The sequence below is a fragment of the Methanogenium sp. S4BF genome, from assembly GCF_029633965.1.
Taxonomy (GTDB): domain Archaea; phylum Halobacteriota; class Methanomicrobia; order Methanomicrobiales; family Methanomicrobiaceae; genus Methanogenium.
On the sequence record NZ_CP091277.1, the window covers coordinates 1,308,693 to 1,329,950 of the forward strand.

General features: G+C 42.8%; 11 protein-coding genes. 3 read left to right on the forward strand and 8 right to left on the reverse strand.

The genetic code is table 11. The features are described from left to right. The first annotated feature begins 21 nt into the window (after positions 1 to 21). Positions 22 to 3,087 carry a DEAD/DEAH box helicase family protein gene (locus tag L1S32_RS06310; RefSeq protein WP_278154183.1) on the forward strand — a complete coding sequence of 1,022 codons (3,066 nt, stop codon included), beginning with the start codon at positions 22 to 24 and terminating at the stop codon, positions 3,085 to 3,087. 580 nt (positions 3,088 to 3,667) lie between these two features. Here L1S32_RS06310 and L1S32_RS06315 read toward each other — a convergent pair. The 5 genes from L1S32_RS06315 to L1S32_RS06335 all read right to left on the reverse strand — a co-directional run bounded on the left by L1S32_RS06315 (position 3,668) and on the right by L1S32_RS06335 (position 11,727). After that, positions 3,668 to 4,282: a tetratricopeptide repeat protein gene (locus L1S32_RS06315; protein ID WP_278154184.1), complete on the reverse strand. Its 615-nt coding sequence runs from the start codon at positions 4,280 to 4,282 to the stop codon at positions 3,668 to 3,670. A 605-nt stretch (positions 4,283 to 4,887) separates the two neighbouring features. Next, a complete protein-coding gene (locus tag L1S32_RS06320; protein WP_278154185.1) occupies positions 4,888 to 5,106 on the reverse strand; it encodes a type II toxin-antitoxin system HicB family antitoxin in 219 nt (72 codons plus the stop codon). A gap of 309 nt (positions 5,107 to 5,415) precedes the next feature. Further along, positions 5,416 to 6,726, reverse strand: coding sequence for a hypothetical protein (locus tag L1S32_RS06325; RefSeq protein ID WP_278154186.1), 1,311 nt, complete (start codon positions 6,724 to 6,726; stop codon positions 5,416 to 5,418). Positions 6,727 to 6,733: 7 nt separating this feature from the next. Next, complete coding sequence (locus L1S32_RS06330) at positions 6,734 to 9,889, reverse strand: AAA family ATPase (protein WP_278154187.1); 3,156 nt, start codon at positions 9,887 to 9,889, stop codon at positions 6,734 to 6,736. Between the two features lie 563 nt (positions 9,890 to 10,452). Beyond that, positions 10,453 to 11,727 carry a hypothetical protein gene (locus tag L1S32_RS06335; RefSeq protein ID WP_278154188.1) on the reverse strand — a complete coding sequence of 425 codons (1,275 nt, stop codon included), beginning with the start codon at positions 11,725 to 11,727 and terminating at the stop codon, positions 10,453 to 10,455. 228 nt (positions 11,728 to 11,955) lie between these two features. Between L1S32_RS06335 and L1S32_RS06340 the strand changes: the two genes are divergently transcribed. After that, complete coding sequence (locus tag L1S32_RS06340; RefSeq protein WP_278154189.1) at positions 11,956 to 12,549, forward strand: Yip1 family protein; 594 nt, start codon at positions 11,956 to 11,958, stop codon at positions 12,547 to 12,549. A gap of 392 nt (positions 12,550 to 12,941) precedes the next feature. Here the strand turns inward: L1S32_RS06340 and L1S32_RS06345 are convergent, their stop codons facing one another. Next, a complete protein-coding gene (locus tag L1S32_RS06345) occupies positions 12,942 to 13,916 on the reverse strand; it encodes a hypothetical protein (protein ID WP_278154190.1) in 975 nt (324 codons plus the stop codon). A gap of 842 nt (positions 13,917 to 14,758) precedes the next feature. Here L1S32_RS06345 and L1S32_RS06350 point away from each other — a divergent pair. Then, positions 14,759 to 18,436, forward strand: coding sequence for a CARDB domain-containing protein (locus L1S32_RS06350; RefSeq protein WP_278154191.1), 3,678 nt, complete (start codon positions 14,759 to 14,761; stop codon positions 18,434 to 18,436). Positions 18,437 to 18,529: 93 nt separating this feature from the next. Here the strand turns inward: L1S32_RS06350 and L1S32_RS06355 are convergent, their stop codons facing one another. After that, a complete protein-coding gene (locus tag L1S32_RS06355) occupies positions 18,530 to 19,834 on the reverse strand; it encodes a hypothetical protein (RefSeq protein ID WP_278154192.1) in 1,305 nt (434 codons plus the stop codon). Between the two features lie 9 nt (positions 19,835 to 19,843). Beyond that, positions 19,844 to 20,758, reverse strand: coding sequence for a DNA adenine methylase (locus L1S32_RS06360; protein WP_278154193.1), 915 nt, complete (start codon positions 20,756 to 20,758; stop codon positions 19,844 to 19,846). Positions 20,759 to 21,258: the final 500 nt, after the last annotated feature.

Below are 21,258 nucleotides of genomic sequence, written 5' to 3' on the forward strand. Positions count from 1 at the left end.
CACATTCACCGGAGGCATGGAATGAAACTGCAATTCAAACACCAAGCATTCCAGGCTGAAGCTGCACAGGCGGTCTGTGACGTCTTTGCCGGACAGCCACGGACAACACCCACCTATCTTATTGATACCGGACTTATCGAAAAGACCTCCCGGCAGATACGATTCGGTGACGGCGAATTGGTCGATGAGGATTCCATTGACAGCACCGGATACAGGAACAGCAGAATAAAAATTGCTGACACTCAGATTCTTCAAAATCTGCAGAAAATCCAGAGAGATTTACAGATAGAGCCTTCAAAAGACCTTGAAGGGACATATAACCTGACCATCGAGATGGAGACCGGTGTCGGGAAGACCTACACCTACATCAAAACGATGTATGAAATGAACAAACGATTCGGGTTCACAAAGTTCATCATTGTTGTTCCATCCATTGCCATCCGTGAAGGAGTGTACAAGTCATTTGAACTGACGGAAGATCACTTCGCAGAAGACTATGGCAAGAAGATCCGCTATTTCATCTACAACTCAAAGCAGCTCCATAAACTCGAGCAGTTCGCAAACGACAGCAGCATCCATGTAATGATCATCAATTCCCAGGCGTTCAATGCCAGAGGAAAGGATGCGAGACGCATTTACATGCAGCTCGATTCTTTCAGAAGCCGCAAACCCATCGATGTCATTGCACAGACAAACCCGGTAGTAATCATTGATGAACCGCAGTCGGTTGAAGGTGCGGCAACAAAAGAACGGCTGAAAGAATTTAATCCCCTCATGACCCTGCGGTATTCGGCCACCCATAAGAAGAACGAGACCTATAACATGGTCTACCGGCTGGATGCCCTTGAGGCATACAATAAACGACTGGTCAAAAAGATTGCGGTAAAAGGAATTTCTGTTACCGGTTCAACAGGGACTGAAGGGTATCTCTATCTGGAAGGTCTGAATTTTTCAAAATCTGCTCCCACCGCCAGTCTTGAATTTGAGTGCAAAGGGAAGAACAGCCTGAGAAAAGTCAGCCGGAATGTAACGGAGGGATACAACCTGTATGAGCATTCAGGTGAATTAAACCAATATCAGGGATATGTAGTTTCAGAGATAAACGGCCTCACCAATTCGGTATCATTCACAAACGGAGTCACCATCACTGCCGGTGAGATGCAGGGTTTAACAGATGAAGAACAGATCCGGCGCATTCAAATCCGCGAAACAATCAAGTCTCACCTTGAACGCGAACGTGCACTCTTCAAAAAAGGAATAAAGGTTCTGTCACTCTTCTTCATTGATGAAGTAGCCAAATACCGGCAGTACGATGATTCCGGGGAGCAGATACCCGGAGAATATGCCCAGATATTTGAAGAGGAATATCGTTCAGAGATTGAAAATCTCACATTGTCCTTTGGTGAAGATGACTATCTCTGTTACCTTAAGCAGATCAAAGCAGAAGAGACGCACCAGGGATACTTCTCCATTGACAAAAAGGGCAAATATGTTGATAGCAGCGCCAAAGGAAAGGAGAATGTCTCAGATGACGTTGACGCATATGACCTTATCATGAAGAAGAAAGAGCAGCTCCTTGATCACAAGGAACCTGTTCGCTTCATATTTTCCCATTCTGCCCTTCGTGAAGGATGGGACAATCCAAATGTATTCCAGATCTGCACCCTGAAGACAAGTAGTTCAGAAGTCCGCAAACGCCAGGAAGTTGGCCGTGGACTTAGGCTGTGCGTGAACAATCTCGGCGAAAGAATGGATACAAATGTGCTTGGTGGTGATGTCCACAATGTCAATGTTCTCACGGTTATCGCAAACGAAAGTTATGACAGCTTTGCCAAAGCCCTGCAGAGTGAGATGGCAGATGCCATTGCAGACAGACCACGCATTGTTGATGCCCGGTTATTTGAAGGCAGAGTTATTTCCAACATAAACGGTGCAGAACGGATCATTGATCCAGATCTTGCACGGAAAATTAACAATAGCTTGATCCGAAATTGTTATGTTGATGATGATTGTGCATTGACAGTAAAATACCATGAAGACGCTAAAAACGGGAATATCAGTTTGCCGGAAGAGATTAATGATTACTCAGGATCAATAATAGAAATACTTGGCAACATTGGTAACCCTGATGCATTTAGGCCGGATGATGCACGCAGCAGGAATGTTGACCTGAAAATAGTCGACGAGAAGCTTGAGATGAAGGAGTTTAAATCCCTCTGGGAAAGGATAAACTCAAAATCAGCATATATTGTCGATTTTGATTCAAATGAACTGGTAGAGAAATCCATAGCGGCACTGGATGAAAAACTCAGAGTCAAAAAAATATTTTACCGGATTGAGTCCGGTGCCCAGGTGGATACAATACAGAGCAAGGAATCGGTTGCATACGGTGAGTCATTCATCCAAAAAGAACAGGAAACCACAGTTGCTGCTGCAAAGGCAAACTCCTCTGTGAAGTATGATTTAATTGGCGAGATTGCCAAATCCACAAAACTTACCCGCAAGGATGTGGCCGCAATCCTGCAGGGCATAAAAACGACCACATTTGATCAATTTAAAGGTAATCCGGAAGAGTTCATCATACAGGCATCAAAGCTTATTGATGAACAGAAAGCAACGGTAATTGTTGAACATATTGAGTATCATATTCTTGAAGACCGCTATGATACCGGCATTTTTACCGAGCCTTCAATGAAACGGGGCACCATTGGAAAGAATGCAATACCTGCAGACAAGAGTCTCTATAATTACATCATAACCGATTCCGGGACTGAACGGAAATTTGCAGAAAAACTTGACACAGATACCAATGTTGCTGTGTATGTCAAACTTCCCAACGGATTTTATATTAACACCCCGGTTGGAAAATACAACCCCGACTGGGCAATTGCATTTAAGGAAGGAACAGTCAAGCACATCTACTTTGTTGCCGAGACAAAGGGAGATTTATCCTCAATGCAACTGCGTAAAATAGAGTCGTTGAAGATTCAGTGCGCGAGGGAGCATTTCAGGAGCATTAGTTCGGATTCGGTGAAATATGAGGTTGTTACCGATTATCATGGTTTATTGAATGAAGTTATGACGTGATTACTGAAATGAGCGCCGAAAATATTCTTGTGCGAATGTGATTGAAATACAAAGCATTGACGGAAGTCAACTTACCCTTCCCAAAAAAGGCATGAATGTGGGCAGTATACCCCGTCCACATTCGCTAAATTCTCCTGAATTCCACCACATGCTCCAGATGTTCCACTGCATCCATATACCCAGTTTCTCCCCCGGACAGCGCAGCACCTTCGCGGGGCCACTCACGACACCCGCTAAGAGATTGCATCACCAAAGAAATGCCCCGCATTGTCACAGGGACGCGGGGACACGGGGCGGGGGGATGGAGGATTATATCTCCTGCCTCCCGCTGTCTCCCCGAGCCCGGAAATGGGGTCCTGTCCCGCATCCCATGGGGCCGTGATGGCACCCATATTTCAGGCCCATTTTTCCTCTTAAACATGCTAAAAATTGCAAATTTGGGCATATCCGGGCTTATCTTGGCATATTTACGTGGCATCGGGACCACCCTAAAAATAGGGATGTTATGAGCGTTATACGACAAAAAGTGCCTGGAAGTTCAGTCCCGCGCAGTGCCCGGCGACCAGTGACCAGTCCCTGTTTACCCAGTCCTCCCCATTCCCTCCACATGGTTCAGATTATACCTCGCGTCCGAATACGCCGGGTCAATCTTCACAGCACAGGTGAAACATTCCTTCGCCTCACTCGTGCGTCCGGCCGCAGCCATCGCCTCGCCTTTTGCGTTCCAGGCCATCGCATCATCCGGGCTCCTCGCAAGGGCAGTGTCATACCACTTGTGCCCCTTCGGGACTTCGGTAGCACTGCTCATCATCCGGGACACGACAGAGGCACCGTCCTTTTCATTCTCCGTGAGAGAAATCACCAGATGGTCCAGCACCCGGTTGTTCTCATGAACCGACTGACCTGACCGGCGCAGGGCGTCCTCCCTCTTCGTCAGGGAAGTGATGAGACGTTCAAGCTCCTGTTTCACACCGGGAGAACGGACCGCTGAGGCAGCAATGCGCACAGAAAGTGCGTTTTCGCCTGCAGGGACGACTGTTATCCATTGCGTCCCGGCCCGTGAATCTGTCAGAAAACCCGTAGATTTCGTACATTCCGGCATGTCCTGACCGATGGCATCCGACTCCACCCGAAGTGTTGCATATTCATCCGCACCGCCCTCTTCGAAATATTCACTGACTGTTATCGTCACCATCCACTATCACTCCGGATAGCTATTTTCTCAACGATGGTGCAGATAAACTGAGCGGTATGGTCAAACATTTATCCCCCTCATCATCTCACTCATCACCTCTCTCCTCTCTTTAAAAAATGTGCAGAACCGGTGGATTGAAACGTTTCAAACGGCGTCCGTCGAATGGCTGAAACATGGGGGTGAACTGCTTTGCAGGAAGAAGAGAATGAACACGTGTGAATGGATGGCAAAGGCAATGGAGGGAAATGAATACAGGGGAAGGCACTGTTCCTTTGGTTATCTACTATCTCTCCTTCCTGTTTGGCTGGTTCGTGTGTATCCCCCGTGTTTCAGCAGGGGTCACCAGAGCTGTATGATATCATATTGCCTCAAAAAATTCTTCCTTTGAGACTTCACAGTCCCGGATAATTTTTGCAAGAAGACCTTTTGAGATATCTTCCCCTTTATGAAATGGAACAACAGTAGTTCGTCCATCCGGGTGACGGAAAAAATATGACTCCCATTTTGTCGCGATTGGACAAACCCAGGTTTTACAAGAATTTTACATACTTTTTCGGGTGGTTGTGGGAGAATTCGCTGCATATCACCCATTGCATATCACCCACTCAAACCAGAACATCTATCTGTTGCAGTCCAATGAATTCCAGGTGCGGGATCTCATTCAATTCACTAGCACACAGTTCAGCCGCCTCTCTGATCCGCTCCATTAGTGTTGGCACATCTCCTGCCTGGGTGTGACATCCTGGAATCTGAGGTATTTCAGCCACATATATGCCATCTTCATCCTGTTCAATGATGACCGTAAATCTGCGGGCTGTCTTCATAATCTGCATATGTACCTGCAGAGCTGATAAATATTCGGACGGTGACGGCCAGTACTGTATTTAGCCATTTGTGAAATGGGTTGCTTTCAGGAGGGTCCGGCCGATCCAACCATGACCTTCCCATTGGTCTTCTGGATCAAGGTTTTACCTGACATCGTTTGGATGTCAGCCACATCGCCTATACGCCAGAGGATGAAACGGAATCCAACATATCAACACAAACTCAGCAGGTTACTACCAGAAATAAACGTTGAAAATGTATTCTTTTTGGTTGAGAGACCCCCTTCCGTTCTCCCACCATGTTCCAACTCAATTGAAAGCTGCATGAACAGACGCTGAAAGACTCTCTCTGAATACTGCCCACCCCTCCGGCGTATTCAGATCCGACGACAAAACTACTGATTTAATATACAACGGAATCCTCAGTTCCTCACCGGCAGGACCAACACATTCAAAGAAAAACGTCCCGTACTCCCTGTCATCAATATCAGGATATAAAAGCACCCCTGCCTTAGCCCGGAGTTTTGTCACATACGCATACATCTGATACATATCAGCCTGCGAGACACCAAATGTACGGTCCTCTTCATCAAGAATCTTGTATTTTGTATCGATCACAAAAACGGATGAATGATGCCTGATTACCAGATCAGGAATCAGCCGGAAAACACCACGGGAATGTTCCTTTGTGGCAAGGTTTCCAATATATTTCTGTGGTTCGATTTCAGGAGTGCAGTGAAAGAAATATCGGGGGTCGCTCTGCAGCACAACGGCGATAAACTCCTCAAAGAGCGTATTCATCGGTATCATGAGTGAGAATGATTCCACTTCGGATGCCTGCAGGGTAAGTGTTGAATTAGAGAGAAAAATCCGGCAGAATCTGATGAAAGGTTCATACATACGGTTGAGACGATTGAAGACGATACGATCGATGTCAACGACTCGTACCGGCTCTGATCCAACCTCGTCAAGAGAGTTTACGACCGAACGAAGAAGACGAATAGTCCCAAAATTCTGCGATTTTCGGGCCATCAGATGACAGGAATATTTCAGGGTTTTATGAATCATCGTATCAGCAGAAAGCTCATGATACCGGCAGGGAATAATATGAAGACGGGCAGGATTTGCATATTGCCTGACCTCAATTCTCCCTCGAATGAAACGAAGCTCCTGTTCCTGTTTCTTATACTCTCTGACCTTTGTTGAATGGATAAGAGCACTCAGCTTCCGTGCAAATATCCGGATGAACACCTCAAAAAGATCAAGTTCTGCCAGATCAAGACCTGCAAAATCCGACTCTTTTATTGAGAGGCGATTGGTCATTGAAAGCATCTTCAGAAGATTTCCGGCAACGATCTTCTTGTGCTCTTTTGAGTGACCGTCACGATACAGTTTTGGAAATATCTCAAGAGTAATACTGCCTGCTTTCACCACTCCAACAAATCCCAGTGGTTTAATGTATTTTCGATTAATCTCGAAAAACCGCTCATTTTCGTTTATATTCTCAAGGTGCTGCAGTGTCTTCCCGGTAAGTCTGAATGTGTTGTCTTCAAAGCTGTCACTCTCTGAAACCTCATAGGGGTACCGTTCAAACTCATAGAGCGTTGCTGTGGAAGACATATTCTCCCTAATCATCCCGGGAGATGTAATCGTCGTCTTCTGTCTCATCTTCATCCTGGCCGGATGAATGATCCATTTTTGTGAGTCTTTTTAGAGCAGAAAGGAACACACCATTGTGGCAGGGTTCTGTAAACATGAATGACCGGTCATCAGAACGAAGCGTGACAAAATCTTTGCCAAGGATTTCAGAGAGCTTTTTGGGAGAATCGTAAAAGTACTCCTGAAGAAGAGGCAGAACCTCATAGTACCATATAAATTCGAGTGAACCACAGGCATCGTCAGGTGTTCTCTCGTCTTTCAGTTTTACAAAATAACTGTGACCAATTTGATGATCCCTGTCATACTTTTCAAGAATTGCATTATTTAATTGTTCATGAACCGCAATGGCAATATCAAAGATCTCCTGCACTTTGGCATCGTTGCTTACCAGCAATTCTCTGAGAACGTCTGAATCAGGCATCATTTCAAAAAATCCAAACCGTCTCCTCAGGGCAATATCCACAAGAGCAATGGATTTATCAGCAGTGTTCATGGTGCCGATAATATAGAGATTTGGTGGGATGCCAAACCTGGTTTTGGAATACGGCAGCGTAATTGGCAGTCCGTTCTCAGCACACAGCCTCTTGTCAGCCTCAAGAAGAGTGATAAGTTCACCAAATATTCGGGAGATGTCACCCCGGTTAATCTCATCGATGATCAGGTAGAAAGGAGCTTCTGAAACGGATTCAAGAGCAGAGTCACACTCTTCTTCGGTTAATTCAGGAATATTCTTACCCTTCACCCATTTTTTTTCAATTCCTGCTGTTTGAAGAAGGACATTGAATGCCTGCCGGGCAAATTCCTTGAAAACCCCATCTTCAACCTGATAATGGATACACCCTTCATCATCTGCTTCCGGGCGCAGTCCCTCGATAAAATCTTCATATGCAAAGGACGGATGGAATGTCACAAAACGGGTATTTTTGACAAACTCAGTATTCTGTTGAACGGTTATGCCCAAAGATTCTGGTGAAATACCATCGGATAACGATATAATCTCATTTACATCGTTATTAGAAAGACCCAGAATACTGAAACTCATTTTACCGAAATTTATTCGGGGATTATTTTTAGGTAAATCGCTATTCTTTATCTGTGCATAGGTGGGTCCATTAAACTGCGTGATAACCTCAAATATTAGGAAATCAACATTTTTTTGAATACATTTTACTACTGTTGTGTATCTCTTTGCTTTCTCTGCTGTATAGGCAAATCCAAAATCACCTTCCTGGATTTCATCATAATATTCCTGCCAGTTTGGATTCGCATCTGATTTACCAAATCTTTTGGACCATTCATATCTGAAAGTGTCACCCATTTTCAGAGATTTTACCTCACCGTCATGTGGTTCGTAAATAGTAATTGAATAAAACTTTTTATCAGAGAGATTCTGGTTATGAAAATTATATCCCGTAATTCCAGAGGACGAAATATATTTGGTTGCAAGAAACGTCTTTCCTGTGCCAGGAGGGCCGTAAAGAATCACCTGTTTTTTTCTTTCCAGTAACTGATCAAGCATTCCCGTATCAATAATTGGTTTCGGCGTCATTCTGTTCATAATTCTTTCATACTCATCCTTTGTTAGTTCAGTAACCCGTTGTGAAAATTTCCCCTTCATATCTTTTGGGATAGGGATATTCAGATTCGTTTCTTCCCAGTCAACATCGTGATAATAGGATTTCTGCGGTTCATCATCGTAATAGGTCTCGGAACTCAGGACACCTTTGCCCACAATCCTGGTTTTCCCCTCATTAATTAGGACAATATCTCCTTTTTTTAGTGAAAATAGGTATTTATAGAGAGAACCTGAATGTGATTTATCATTATACGCGTTATTGTAATGCGTTTTAAATTCAGCAGGATCTGAAAATGTAAGAGCGTCTGCACCGTATTTTTCCACAAACACTTTCCAGGAATCAAGATGAATATAATTTTCATCTCTCCATCGATTCCAGAAACATAACCCGGTAATAATTTTAGTTTTTGGATTGCAGAATGACGGGTTCATAACCCAGTATTTACGTTCTGAAATTCTTTCCAGGATGTATTTTGTAAACTGATCGAATGATAAACTGGCAATAGTCTGATTGCATTTCCCAATTAACCCGGAATCATTTGGAATCGAAATATTCAGATCGGTTTCCTGCCATAACACATCGCGACAAAGATAGCAATTGTCATCATCATCCTTCCGATATTTTGGATCTGATTTGACAACTCCATATCCGATAAAAGAATTCTTCCCACGGTTGGCGACAATAATGTCACCGAGTTTAAATTCGTATAAAAATTTGATATGCTGGTTTGCTGTGTAGTCTGAACCATCAGCAGCTTTTTTTATTGTTTCTTTGTCAGCGGTAAAAAGTTCTTTTTTGAGATTTTCATATAATCCGCCCCAGTTAATACTGACAATTTCATTATCCTGCCAAAATTTATTATCCCATAGATAAGCATTTTCTCCGGGAGCAACTTTCCAGATATTCACCCAACTAATATCACAGAGGAAATCATCCAATGTAACAAAATCTGCGTCCTTGAAATCCGAGTCTTTCCGAAGCTGTTTCAGAACCTGTGCAGCTTTTTTGCAGAATTCACCATATGTATCCCCAATCTGTTCTCCCTTATCAGGCACTTCTTCATAATCAAATCCTAAAAATGCAAGTGCTCTCTCTGAAAATAGATTACTGATGGCGTATTTGTCCGGATAAAAATAGGTGAGTAATTCTGAGGTAATACTCCTGGTTACATCATTTTCCCTCATGAACCGCTGATATCGTACTGAGATATCGTTATTGCCAAAAAGAAGATCCTTTAGCGTATCAATGAATTTCTGACTGTATAGTTTCTCAGCTAATTTGATATTTATCGGAGAATCACGATTGGCATCATCTCCCCCATCTTCTGTCGCAAATAGCTCACTGAGGATTTTTATGGCTCTTTCTGTATCGGGTGAATCAATGTTTTCTTTTGAAAAAACGGATTGTATTTCACGTTTCAGCCATTCTTGTATTTCAGATCCTTTTTTGCCATCACGACCAGCTTCCTCTTCAAGTTCATCGTAACGCTGTTTGAATCTCTCTATGTAAATTGGAATAATTTTTTCCAGGTTTTTATTTCCAATCATAATTTGATCCTATATAATAGCTGAAATTATTCGTTCTAAAGCGATAAACCCTTTTATTTGAGTTTTTTCATATTTTGAAGCTCAAATGGCATCCATTCATTTCTTTCTGTTCGAAATAATAGAAAGAAGGTATTGAAGAATTGATTAGATGCTTTATTCTGGATCAGGGGTAATTTCTCCAATTATCGCCACCGGTTTGTGCTTAAATTTATTTTCCCATTTGAATTTGAAATTATTTTCAATGATTCAATAAAAGCCGCTCTAGATGTAAATACAGGTCAAGGTTTCAATATGACCTCATATTCGGATGATACCCGTGGTGACCCTTACGATTTGCCAATTGAATCATGGGAAACAATATTGTCTTTTGCTACATCAGCCGAAAAGGTGCAAAATCGATAGAGACCTAGTACCAAACCAAAAAATCCAAACCAAAAAATCCAAACCCCCCAAAACCTCCCAAACCCGATCTAAAGTATCTCACATTCACCTGACACCGGCATGAATCTCTGCAAAGAGATCGTTCACAACACAGAGCATCTCCCCGCTTCTGTCTGAAACCGTCACCATCCATCCGCCACTGACACGAAATGCTGCATGAAAAGATCCATCGCCTTTCGTGTTCCCTCTCTCGCCCTTTCACTGTCCTGATACCCCATCGTGACAGTCATATGCCCCCGGAACGTGCTCGTCACAAAACAGGTGGTCGGCATGTAGCATCCGGGATAGCAGATATAGGCATCCGTCAGCCCTTCCACATCCGGGAGAGTGATCGGTCCGGGATTCGAGACGAAGATATCCGCAAAACCTGACTTCTGAAGGGCCGCCATCTCTTCCACCATCTGGTGAATCTGCCTGCCTTCCGGGTCAGAGGACATGTCCATTTGGACCTGCTCACGGATGCCGATGGCGTTTTCCTTCAAAAGCTTCGTCTCCCTGATGACACGGGGAAGCACATCTTCCATCCCTTCTCCCCCCCGGCGATCGAGAGGAAAGCAGACATTGGCAGCCTGGTTGCTCATCACCCGTGACCCGTCGGTTCTGTGCTGGCGCAGGTTGACGGGGAAGAAAATATCAATCGGCCCGCTATGACCGGTGAGGTCACTCATGGAGAGAAAATACGCCGCCAGTACCACATCATTGACACTGCCCCCGAGCGTTCCGGCAGAGCGGCGAACTGCCGCAACGACCGGAGAGCTGACACATTCCCGGTGATACGCTGAAGGCTGAGATGACGTCCCGAACGGATCGGGCCACAACGGATTGATCACGTTCATATCCGGAGGAGCATCCATTCCTTTCGGGTCCGTCCCTCTGGTCCAGAGCGTGTCACGTTCCGGGAACCCCCCGATTTCAGGAGAGATGCTGCCGGGCTTTTGGTACTCCTGCAACAGCTGGGACATGAGCGTGTGGAGACCGAATCCGTCAGCGGCGGCATGGGCGAGGTTGATTACGATCACATCACCCGAAGGTCTTCGCAGCAGCCGTACGCGAAACTGCAGCGGCCCGGAGGGATCAACAGGGCCGGTGACATGGGAATGATAGTCGTCGCCGCATTCCTCCACCCGCACCGGAGGGACCCTGACATCATCGGCCATCTCCCAGACTGCCGGGCCATTTCCCCGGATAAGCCTGCTGTGAAGCACAGGATGGGCCATAAGACACGCCTGAGCAGCCTCCTGAAGAGCATGCGGGTCAAGATTCCGGTCAAACTCCATCACCGCACACATGGTGGCATCACCCATGAGCCGTATGGAATCGGTGAACAGATCAAGAGACGAGGCAGGACAGGTGTACATGCTCAGATATACCACCCCGGGAGCAATGAATTTCATCATACGGGACGGCAGGCTCCACCCCGCACCGAAAAAATGGTCCGGATGCATCCTAAGAACCAATCATTACCCGTCAGCAGGGTTCGCAACCGGTTACCAGTCATTTTAAAATCGGTTCTACATTTGAAAGCCGGAATTCGTTCTTTTCAAAAATCCACCCACCTATCTGGAATTCCCATTTAAATCAAAAAAAGCATAGATTTAACTGATTCAGGTATATTATCTGAGATTATGATTGATACCATAATGGCAAACGTAAAAGGGTTCCTTTTCAATCCTGTTGACACATTTCAGCAGACAAAAGGAGATGAACCAAAAGCAGTATTCACCTACTTTGTCGTGCTTCTCGTAATCTATTCAGTCCTTTCTGCCATTATTGCAGCCATAGGAATGGACAGCATGCTTGCCGGCGCATTACCGGGTGCAGGAGGTATTTTCGGTATATTTCTCGCGTCCCTGATAGGCACTTTTATCCTGACACTCATCTTTGCCGCATGGCTTCACCTGTGGGTGTATCTTTTCGGCGGGCGCAACGGAATCATGCAGACGGTGAAAGCGGTTGTCTACGGGAGCACTCCCGAGCTTCTGTTCGGATGGATACCCTTTATCGGGTTTCTATTTTCAATCTGGTCACTGGGTCTGGGCATTCTTGGAATACGCGAGCTGCAGGAGCTGAGTACAGCAAAAGCAGTCATGGTCTTTGTAATCGCGGTTGTAATCCCGCTCATTGTTCTCGTTCTTCTGGCGGCATTCTTCTTTATAAGTGTCATGACAGTGACAGGAACTGTCCCTGAGCCTTCGGAAAATCTCTTTACTGCCTTTTAATCCGGTTACACAGTCTGCGGGAAAACCGGCCATTGTCGGCAGTGACAGAACCAATAACCCCCTTTTTTAAGCCCTGCATCGCAAACCCGAATGCAATAATCTGCCACCGCTGTTTTTGGATGAACTGGGGACAGAATGGACCTTTTTTTAAGCCCTCTTTTGCCCTCGAAAAAAGGCAGTGTTTTTGCGTTTTATTTCTAAAAGAACGACCATTTGTGAATTTATGAGCAGGTGCGGTTGGAGGATATTTCAGGAGGATGTGCAGACACTGTCTCTGGATGAGAACGGCCCGCTCCGGCCGTCTGTGTGGACGTTTTTTCCGGGTGGCGGGCCTGTTGGGGGCCTATTTAAGCGTTACATATGTCTTTACCTGCTTCCTATCCAAAACAGAACTAATTGTATTTTTTTACATATCCATTTGGATAAACAATCAATGTTTCTCCATCATTTTCCCAGAATTTACCACCAGGGTGTCGCGATTGCCAATCTAAATTCAACCAGTAGATAGGATCACCATCACTAGTGTGGTCTGTGTGGTACGCTATTGAACTGCAATGGTATCGCTTACAAATATAATTCGCAATATTCTGTAAACCCTGTTTGCTCGAAGCTACCTTCAACTCGGCATAGGCATGCCCACTTCCATTGGAATTATGGGCGAGAATGATTCGGGGATATCCGCCGATTGACTGCATAACCGATCCAACCACAATGGCGAAGTCATCGCAGTCTCCCTTCAGACCGAGATTGATTGTCCGACTCGCGGGTGAAAAATATTCAAAGCCTTTAGGATCATTCACGTAGGTCCAACGGTTGTAAACATTCTCCCAAACATCACATATCTGGGCTATGTTATATTCACCGCCGTGTGAACTATCGATCTGCATAAGAGCATAATCACGGGTGGTCGGATTGGTATAATCCATGGCCTCCACGATTAGATCGGCCTGTTTGGAAGCAGCGGATTCTGTTTTTCCATCAATCTTGGTCTCGATATTATCAACAGCAACTTTTGATCCCGTAACAATCATGTCGGATATATCCCCGGCAGCAGAAGCAACTTCATCCGAAGTTGCCATGTTAAAAGCAAAAGCGGCCCCCTTGAATATTACCACGCCAATAATCAATATGATTGCAATTGCAATAATTGAGGAAAGAATGGAACTGCCTTCTCCTGATGGTTCTTCGCCCATCACAGAATCCGGGGCGTATTTCGAATTATTTTGTAGTTCATAGCGTTCACCGTCGATATCAAGATATTCGACACCGTCGACAATGACATGAAGGGAATTTTCCAGATCGTATTCCACACCGTCTATTTCTATACGCTCGCTCTCGACCTCAAACCAATATTCGTCATTAGACATGAATATGTTACAATATTTTATATTTGGTAATAAAAATTGTGAAATAAATATGCTGCCGAAATGTTTTGCAAAGGAGTGACACAGCGTTTATCCGGATTTATTTTTTGGACACCCAATTGATGGTTGAGGGGAAATCCACTTTTTAAGAGGACAGGAGTTCACGCCTGGTGTTGGTCATATTCTTCTCTTTCACGGCGCGGGAATTAAAATAGGAGGGAGATATGGGTGAAAAATGGAAAAAAATCTAATACGGAGTTATTGGAAAACGGCCGCTCACCCTTCGGGGCAACGGCCTCCCTTCCTGACCTGCTCAGTTGTACGGATGCACCAAACGCTCACCGTCACTGCTGCGCAGTCATGCTCCGGTGGTGGGGTATCCTCCCTGTCCTCTCTGTCTGCCCCTTTTGCAGGTTTAGACAGTGAGGACATTGCTCATCCGTGCGATAAATAATCAGGTTCAAAGTTTTCCCACCAAAAAATGTGGAATCACATATTTTTTTGTATTTCAAATCATACAAAATTTTTAAATAATAGTATCTCAAGTTCACTACCATTGCATTGATTGTATTCATTCCAACCGGTGTTCAGCAAAAAGTTGGATTATTTCAACCAAACGACAATATCCACACATTTACAAGAGCTTTTTGAAGCGCAGGGGTGAAAGGGGGGGTCCTTTCCTACAATAGTCTCGTCGTTTTTCGTACGCTGGCGTGTCAATAGGTGACCGTGGGTGAATGAATTATCGATTGTGCAATGTAGTGAGATGGTTTTGTGAATGGAACGATGATGAGAGCTGTATTGGTTGCTCATGTAAATGTAAAATCATAAATTGGGGTATTTTCATGAATTGGCGAAATATAGTCAAAATTTTATTTGTTGGATTGTTAGTTACCTGCTTTGTACAAACTTCTTGTGCAATTGAACAAAATGAGTTAACGGGAAATGATTATTGGTTCCCTCTGATTAAAAACGTCGGAGGAGCTACCGATAATTATCGTTGTAGCATCTATTTTTATGCACTAGAACCTGAAACAACGGCCTATTTAGATTTAAACTACAATGATGCCCTGGACGCAGGCGAACCGATTGTCGTTACGGGAAGTAATGGACGTTTTTCAGAACCTGGGGGTTCTCAATTAATCAGCGACAAACCTATTCAAGCGTTTTTTTATTATTCTAATGATAATTCCGGATGTTATGACGATCAAAGACTTAATTATCCAGCGGCTCTTCCCGGCACTGAGTTTATTGTTCCGCATACGGGTGTCGTGAATGTTGTTGCTACCGAAGACAATGTCGTCCTTACAATTGGTAATTTACAGACAGTTAGCTTAGAAAAAGGACAAATTTTCGCCCAGAATGTAAATTCAGGAGATCGAATACACAGCGATAAACCTGTTGCGGTGACGCTGTATAATTATAACAGACCTAATCTGGATAACAGCTGGGCCGTGACATTACTTCCACTCTCTATGTTTGACACAGAATTTTGGATTCCACAAACAATTTCACCACTGGTGTACAATTCTCCGGCTTATGCCCACCAACAAGTCTACATAACATACGCTGACGGGACTATTGAAATCCTGAATACACAGGAGAATATGTACCAATTTATCTCAGATCAACCTGCCGCTGCCTATTTCTTCTTCGACATTTATTCACGTGACTGGTGGGCATCAGTATACAGACATTATGCTTGTGCGAATGAGATATTCCCTTATTCATTACTAAATACGGAGTATATTCGAGCAGGAGCCGTCTACGTTACTCGAGATAATACGCTTCTCCAGATCGATTATGAAAATGATGGAATAATTGATGAAGAAAAAACACTCAATGCCGGAGATGTTTTCAATCCCTTCAGAAGAATAGGCACTGCACATTATGCGGATCTTGATACTGTTGATATCGGGCATATCAGTGCTAACAATCCTGTTCAGGTTGGGTATTTTGCGGCTCAGTATTGGTCCGACAAGAGTGAGGCTGTGTGGGCATATACTGTCAATCCATGTGTACCAATTGGAAATAGGATACATGACGAGAATCTCCCTGATTTAAAGGTGAATAATATCTCTTTAAATATTGACGATCCAGGAAATGGAGATGATGTAACCTTCTCATGTATACTCTCCAATACGGGAGAGGCAAATGCAGCGGCATTCGGATGCAAATTGTATGTGGACGATGTTGAAATCGACCTCGCATCGATAGACCAACTTGCGGCAGGGACATCATGGGAGGGTTCATTCGATCTTCCATGGATAGCGACGGCCGGAACACATACGGTCAGGGTGAAAGCTGACTGGCAGAATGTAATTGCGGAAAGCAATGAAGGGAATAACATCCTGACAAAAACTATTGAAGTTGCTGAAACTCAGCAAATCGAGCTACTTTATCCATCAGAACCAATGATCGATTTTGGTGAAATTGGTGTGGGAGATCAGTCGGTCGATTGGGTGGAGATAAAAAATAATGGAAATGAAAAGATAGAGATGTCGTGTGCAATTAGTGGAGAAGCAGCTGAGGAATTCTCTTTCGTTATAAATAACGAACCTTTGTTGCTTGATAGCGGGGAACAAGGTACAATCCTGGTAATGATTGACCCAACTTCAAGTGGCACAAAAAATGCGATCCTTCGTATTACCGGTACAGAATTAAATTCGATTGATGTCGATTTAACAGGGCAAGCTTATCCACAATATCATCCAAAATTTGATGGATATTATTTTCCGAACTATGGCGATGAAGTCTGTTGGGAATTTTTCAAAGAAACCTACGACATTCAATCCTTTGACTTATTAAACCTCATTAATCCAATATCCTCAAAGATATTTAACGAATATAATCGGGCATTATTAATATATGGGTGGTATTCATATAATTCTAATCAGAACCCCGGGTCCTGTTATGGCATGGCAACAAGTAGCCAAATAATGTTCCAATCAGCATGGGAAAACAATCTCCTCGAAGAACGTACAAAATATCTGGGAACTGGAATTTCTGTTAGAGATGATCCAATTCCTGAGAATTGGAATGTTTTCATAAATTATCCCGATTTTCTTCAAAATATCGAAGATTGGATCGAATACTACCAGATAATCCAACTGGATAATTCTTGTATATGGAATGAACGCTATGGATTTGAAAATGCATATAATGAGATTAAATCTCGCTTAGATGATCCTTCTTCCTGGATAGAAAATCCAATCGTGCTAAGTATTGTTTGGGAAGAAATTGAATCTGGTAAACTCGTAACAAAATGTCATGCTGTCGCTCCCTTTAAAGTAAATGGAGATACGATTGAAATTTATGATCCAAATTCTCAACAGACACCGGTTGATATCACCTTCGACGCCGATCACAAAACTGCACGATATCGTGGATTTGACTTAATTCGGATGTCGATTACTGATCTCTCTGCTGTAAAGAAAAAACCAGTCCTTCCAACCAGTTTTGAAGCAATTATTGCCGGAGGGAAACTTCTTGCTTCTGACAGCGACGGTAACTATCTAGGTTATGTTGATAACGAATTCAGGGATGAAATCCCAGATACGAAGGCAATTTTTCTAAAGGGCGATAGCAATTCTGACATACCCGTCTTTTATGCAATTCCTGAAATCCCAGTTAACCGAGAAATATTTGGGACTGGAGATGGCATGGGGAAAGTAATCATAACAAAACCGCACAGCATAGTGGTAATTGAATCCATGATGACTACCAATACCCATGATCTATTGAATTTGCCACCAGATGGTTCTTCGATTGAGTGGGTTTCAGAGGGAGGAACTTCTTCAGTTAAGATCGAACTAACAAACGAATTAACAGAAAAAGTTCGAGTTGTCACCGTGCAATCTGATGACATAGAGCCCAATGAAGGTTTGAGTGTTGATTTCACGGAAAATAATGAAAGTATTGAAATCTGCAACATTGGGTCTGGAAAAACACTGAATATTAAAATTGAGAATGTTGACACTGATTACAGTTCCAATGAATTATCCAATCCGCTTGCTCTTGAATCGAATTCTCGCATGGTAATTACACCCGAAAGCTGGGACGATCTCGCAAACACCTACATCAAGGTGGAATATGACATCGGAAACGATGACACCATCGACAAGACCGAGATCATGACGGGACTTGTGGCGTCTGTGGACATCAACCCTGATGTGATTAACCTTGGAAGTAACGGCAATTTTGTCACTGCATTCATCGAACTGCCCCAGGAATTTGATCCCAGTGCTATTGTCGAAGATTCCGTTTGTGTTGCTACAGTCAATGGACAATCCATTGATCTCCTTTCAATTGAACCACGCAATGTCGGAGATTACGACGAAGATGACATTCCGGATTTGATGGTAAAATTCGACAGACAGATTATTGCTGATTCCTTATCTGAAGGAGAACATGAAATCACCCTGCTTGGTCAACTCAATGACGGGACGTATTTTAGTGGTATGGATTCAGTTACTGTGAAATCATCACCAAAACAGAATGCCAATAAGAAGAACGGGCCGTGAGATTTGTCGGGAAGGACACAATACGGTTGAAAATTGAACTCTCTTTTTTTTAAACTGCCATTTCGGCGGTTTTCCGGTCCGTTTCACCCATATTCAGCTATTAAATTTAATATTCGCGCAAATCCATTTCATCCAGCTTTTTACCGTCGATGCCCTCCTTCTGCATGTAGTATGATTGCATCTCATCTCATTTTTCATAATTATCTGTGTCACATCATCCTTATCGATATCAACCGGCTTGAAGTCGCAATCCTTTAACAATATAATCGCTGAACGAAACGAAGGTCGTCTTAGCAGCTGAGTAAATATTAGACGATTACGACATCTTCTATTTGAACAACTCCTCATTTTTTCCCCCAAATCTGTTAAGATGAAAGAACCTCTATTTTTGGTATCCCTTTTTAGTAAACCAAGATAAATTGCTGCATTCGCATAATAATCTCCCTGACGTCCATGAAAGTCAAAATATTCAGAAATTTGATCTTTTGTTTTCAAATCTTCACCAAAGGACGTGATTATATCAATGATTTTATCGAGATCATTTGCCTGGGGAAATGGGACATTAGGCTCCGATACATCTATTGGTACTGAACGAATCAGTTCCTCATAATTAACGATTAAAATGGGATCTTCATTAATCGAGAAGGATCGTAATTCAACAATCTTAAGATCACCAAAATTTTCACCGAATTGGAACTTTGTAAGATAAAATATGCCATTTGAATAGAAAAAAAAGATTGGAATGACAGGTTTGACTGTTTTTTGTGACCATTCTTTCCAGGGATAATAGAGCTGTCGAATGTGAAAATCGTCGCGCTTGCCTATCTTTGCTTCAATCAGATATATTCCGTTTTTTCCTTCGTAGCCAGAATCAACTTCTATTTGGACACCATTTACTTCGATTTGTACATTATTGTCCGGTAAATTAAGAGAGAAGTTTCCAGAGCGAAGTCTCCCTCTTATTGTGAGGTGTAATTGAGATTCATTGGTGAATGTTTTTAATAAAGAAACAAGATTTGCATAATCAATAGCCTGAGATTCACTGGTTATCGTTTTACCATTTAGGCTTTCAATTGCCTCATAATCAGGAGAAGGGTCATATATTTCTTTGAGGACATTGTCAAATTCTGTATCATATTTAAAATAGGATTTTTTCTTACTGTCCCGGTAAATTACATATTCACCATTTTTTATGGGAAGAATGGATAGATTGTGCTTTTTAAAAATTGTTGGCCTTGAACTTATTGTATCATGCTTCGCCATTAAGCGGGCTTCTCTTTCCCCTTCTTTTTTGAGTGTGGTTGCTGAAATCTGGACAAATCCATCGGATTCGATTTTACTGAGGAGATCCAAGGATTGAAAGACTTTATTCCAAGCCTCGTCCATCTTTGTGTCCATAATTGCATTTTAGTAGTTCATGACGATAATCTCATTGATTTCTCCCCGCTTACTGGCATCAGAATTAATCATTCTCCTTGCAGAGACACGTTCGATTTTATATTTCGCATATAAGACGTCAAAAAAATCGTCTTCAGGACAAATATTTTGAGGATCTGAATTACTTAGCATCAACTTCGCCTGCTTCACATCGCACTTCGTAAAGAACTTTGCGAGACGTTTTTGCTCAGCATCACTAAACCCATCCTTGGAATACCCTGTAAATGATGCAGTGTTGCTCAGGGGTCGATACGGGGGATCAAAATATACGAATGAATTCTTGTTGATATAACGGGATGACTTCTCAAAATCACCAAGATGTATTTTGGTATTTTGCAAAATTTGTGAATCTGCTCTCAAAACATCTAAATGAACAATTTTTGGGTTTTTATGTCGTCCAAAGGGGACATTGAATTCTCCACGAGAATTTACTCTGAATAAGCCATTAAAACAGGTCTTATTCAGGAAAATAAATTGGCATGCTCTTGGTATCCATGCTTTACTATAATTTTCAAAATTGATATTCTGTTTTGTCCGATTAAATTCATCGCGGACTGAATAATAATACTCTTTCCGCCCTTCTTCATCCTTAGATAGGAATGTTTCAGTGAGACAGCAGAGGCATTCAATGAGATCATCAACATCTCTTTTGACGACATTATAAGCAAGAATCAACTCTTCATTTATATCATAAATATGACATTCTTCAAATGAGAATTTATGATTGAAATGAAAGAAGACGGCACCTCCGCCAATGAAGGGTTCCACAAATGTAGATATTTCACCATTTTTTAGTTCTTTTGGTATCCGTTTTGCGAATTCTTCAAGCAATTGAGTTTTTCCGCCTGCCCACTTTAGGAAAGGTCTTGGATTAGTTTCAGACATTATGAGATCTCATTATTTATTACTCAGCTACTGTTCTATGTGTAATTTATTTTATTTGATGGAATTTAGGATTAGCTAAATGGGTATGAGAAATGTATTCTTTTCAACAAGTCCGTTTCTAATCCCCGTTCATCTGCATACTGACACAGAACGTTCTTTCCGAACTCATTGTTGATCCAAAGCAGAGTTAAATATCCAATTTGCTCTCTCCAGGCACAGAGATTGCATACCCAGATTTTCTTCCACGTCACCAAAGAGACAAAGGAAATCAATTCTTCACACCATAATTTAAGACACGAGTATATATGCAAAATCGGTGTAGAGCGTGAAAGTGAATGAAGTAAATTAATTTGAATAAATTTATGTGACGCCTATATCTCCATCCTGCCCTTGCTATCAATTCTATTCTTTTTATACATACACATCGCAGACTTTTTCTATATCACCCCATCCACACAATCAACTTCTGTGCACACCAGATCATGCACAGGAGCAATATC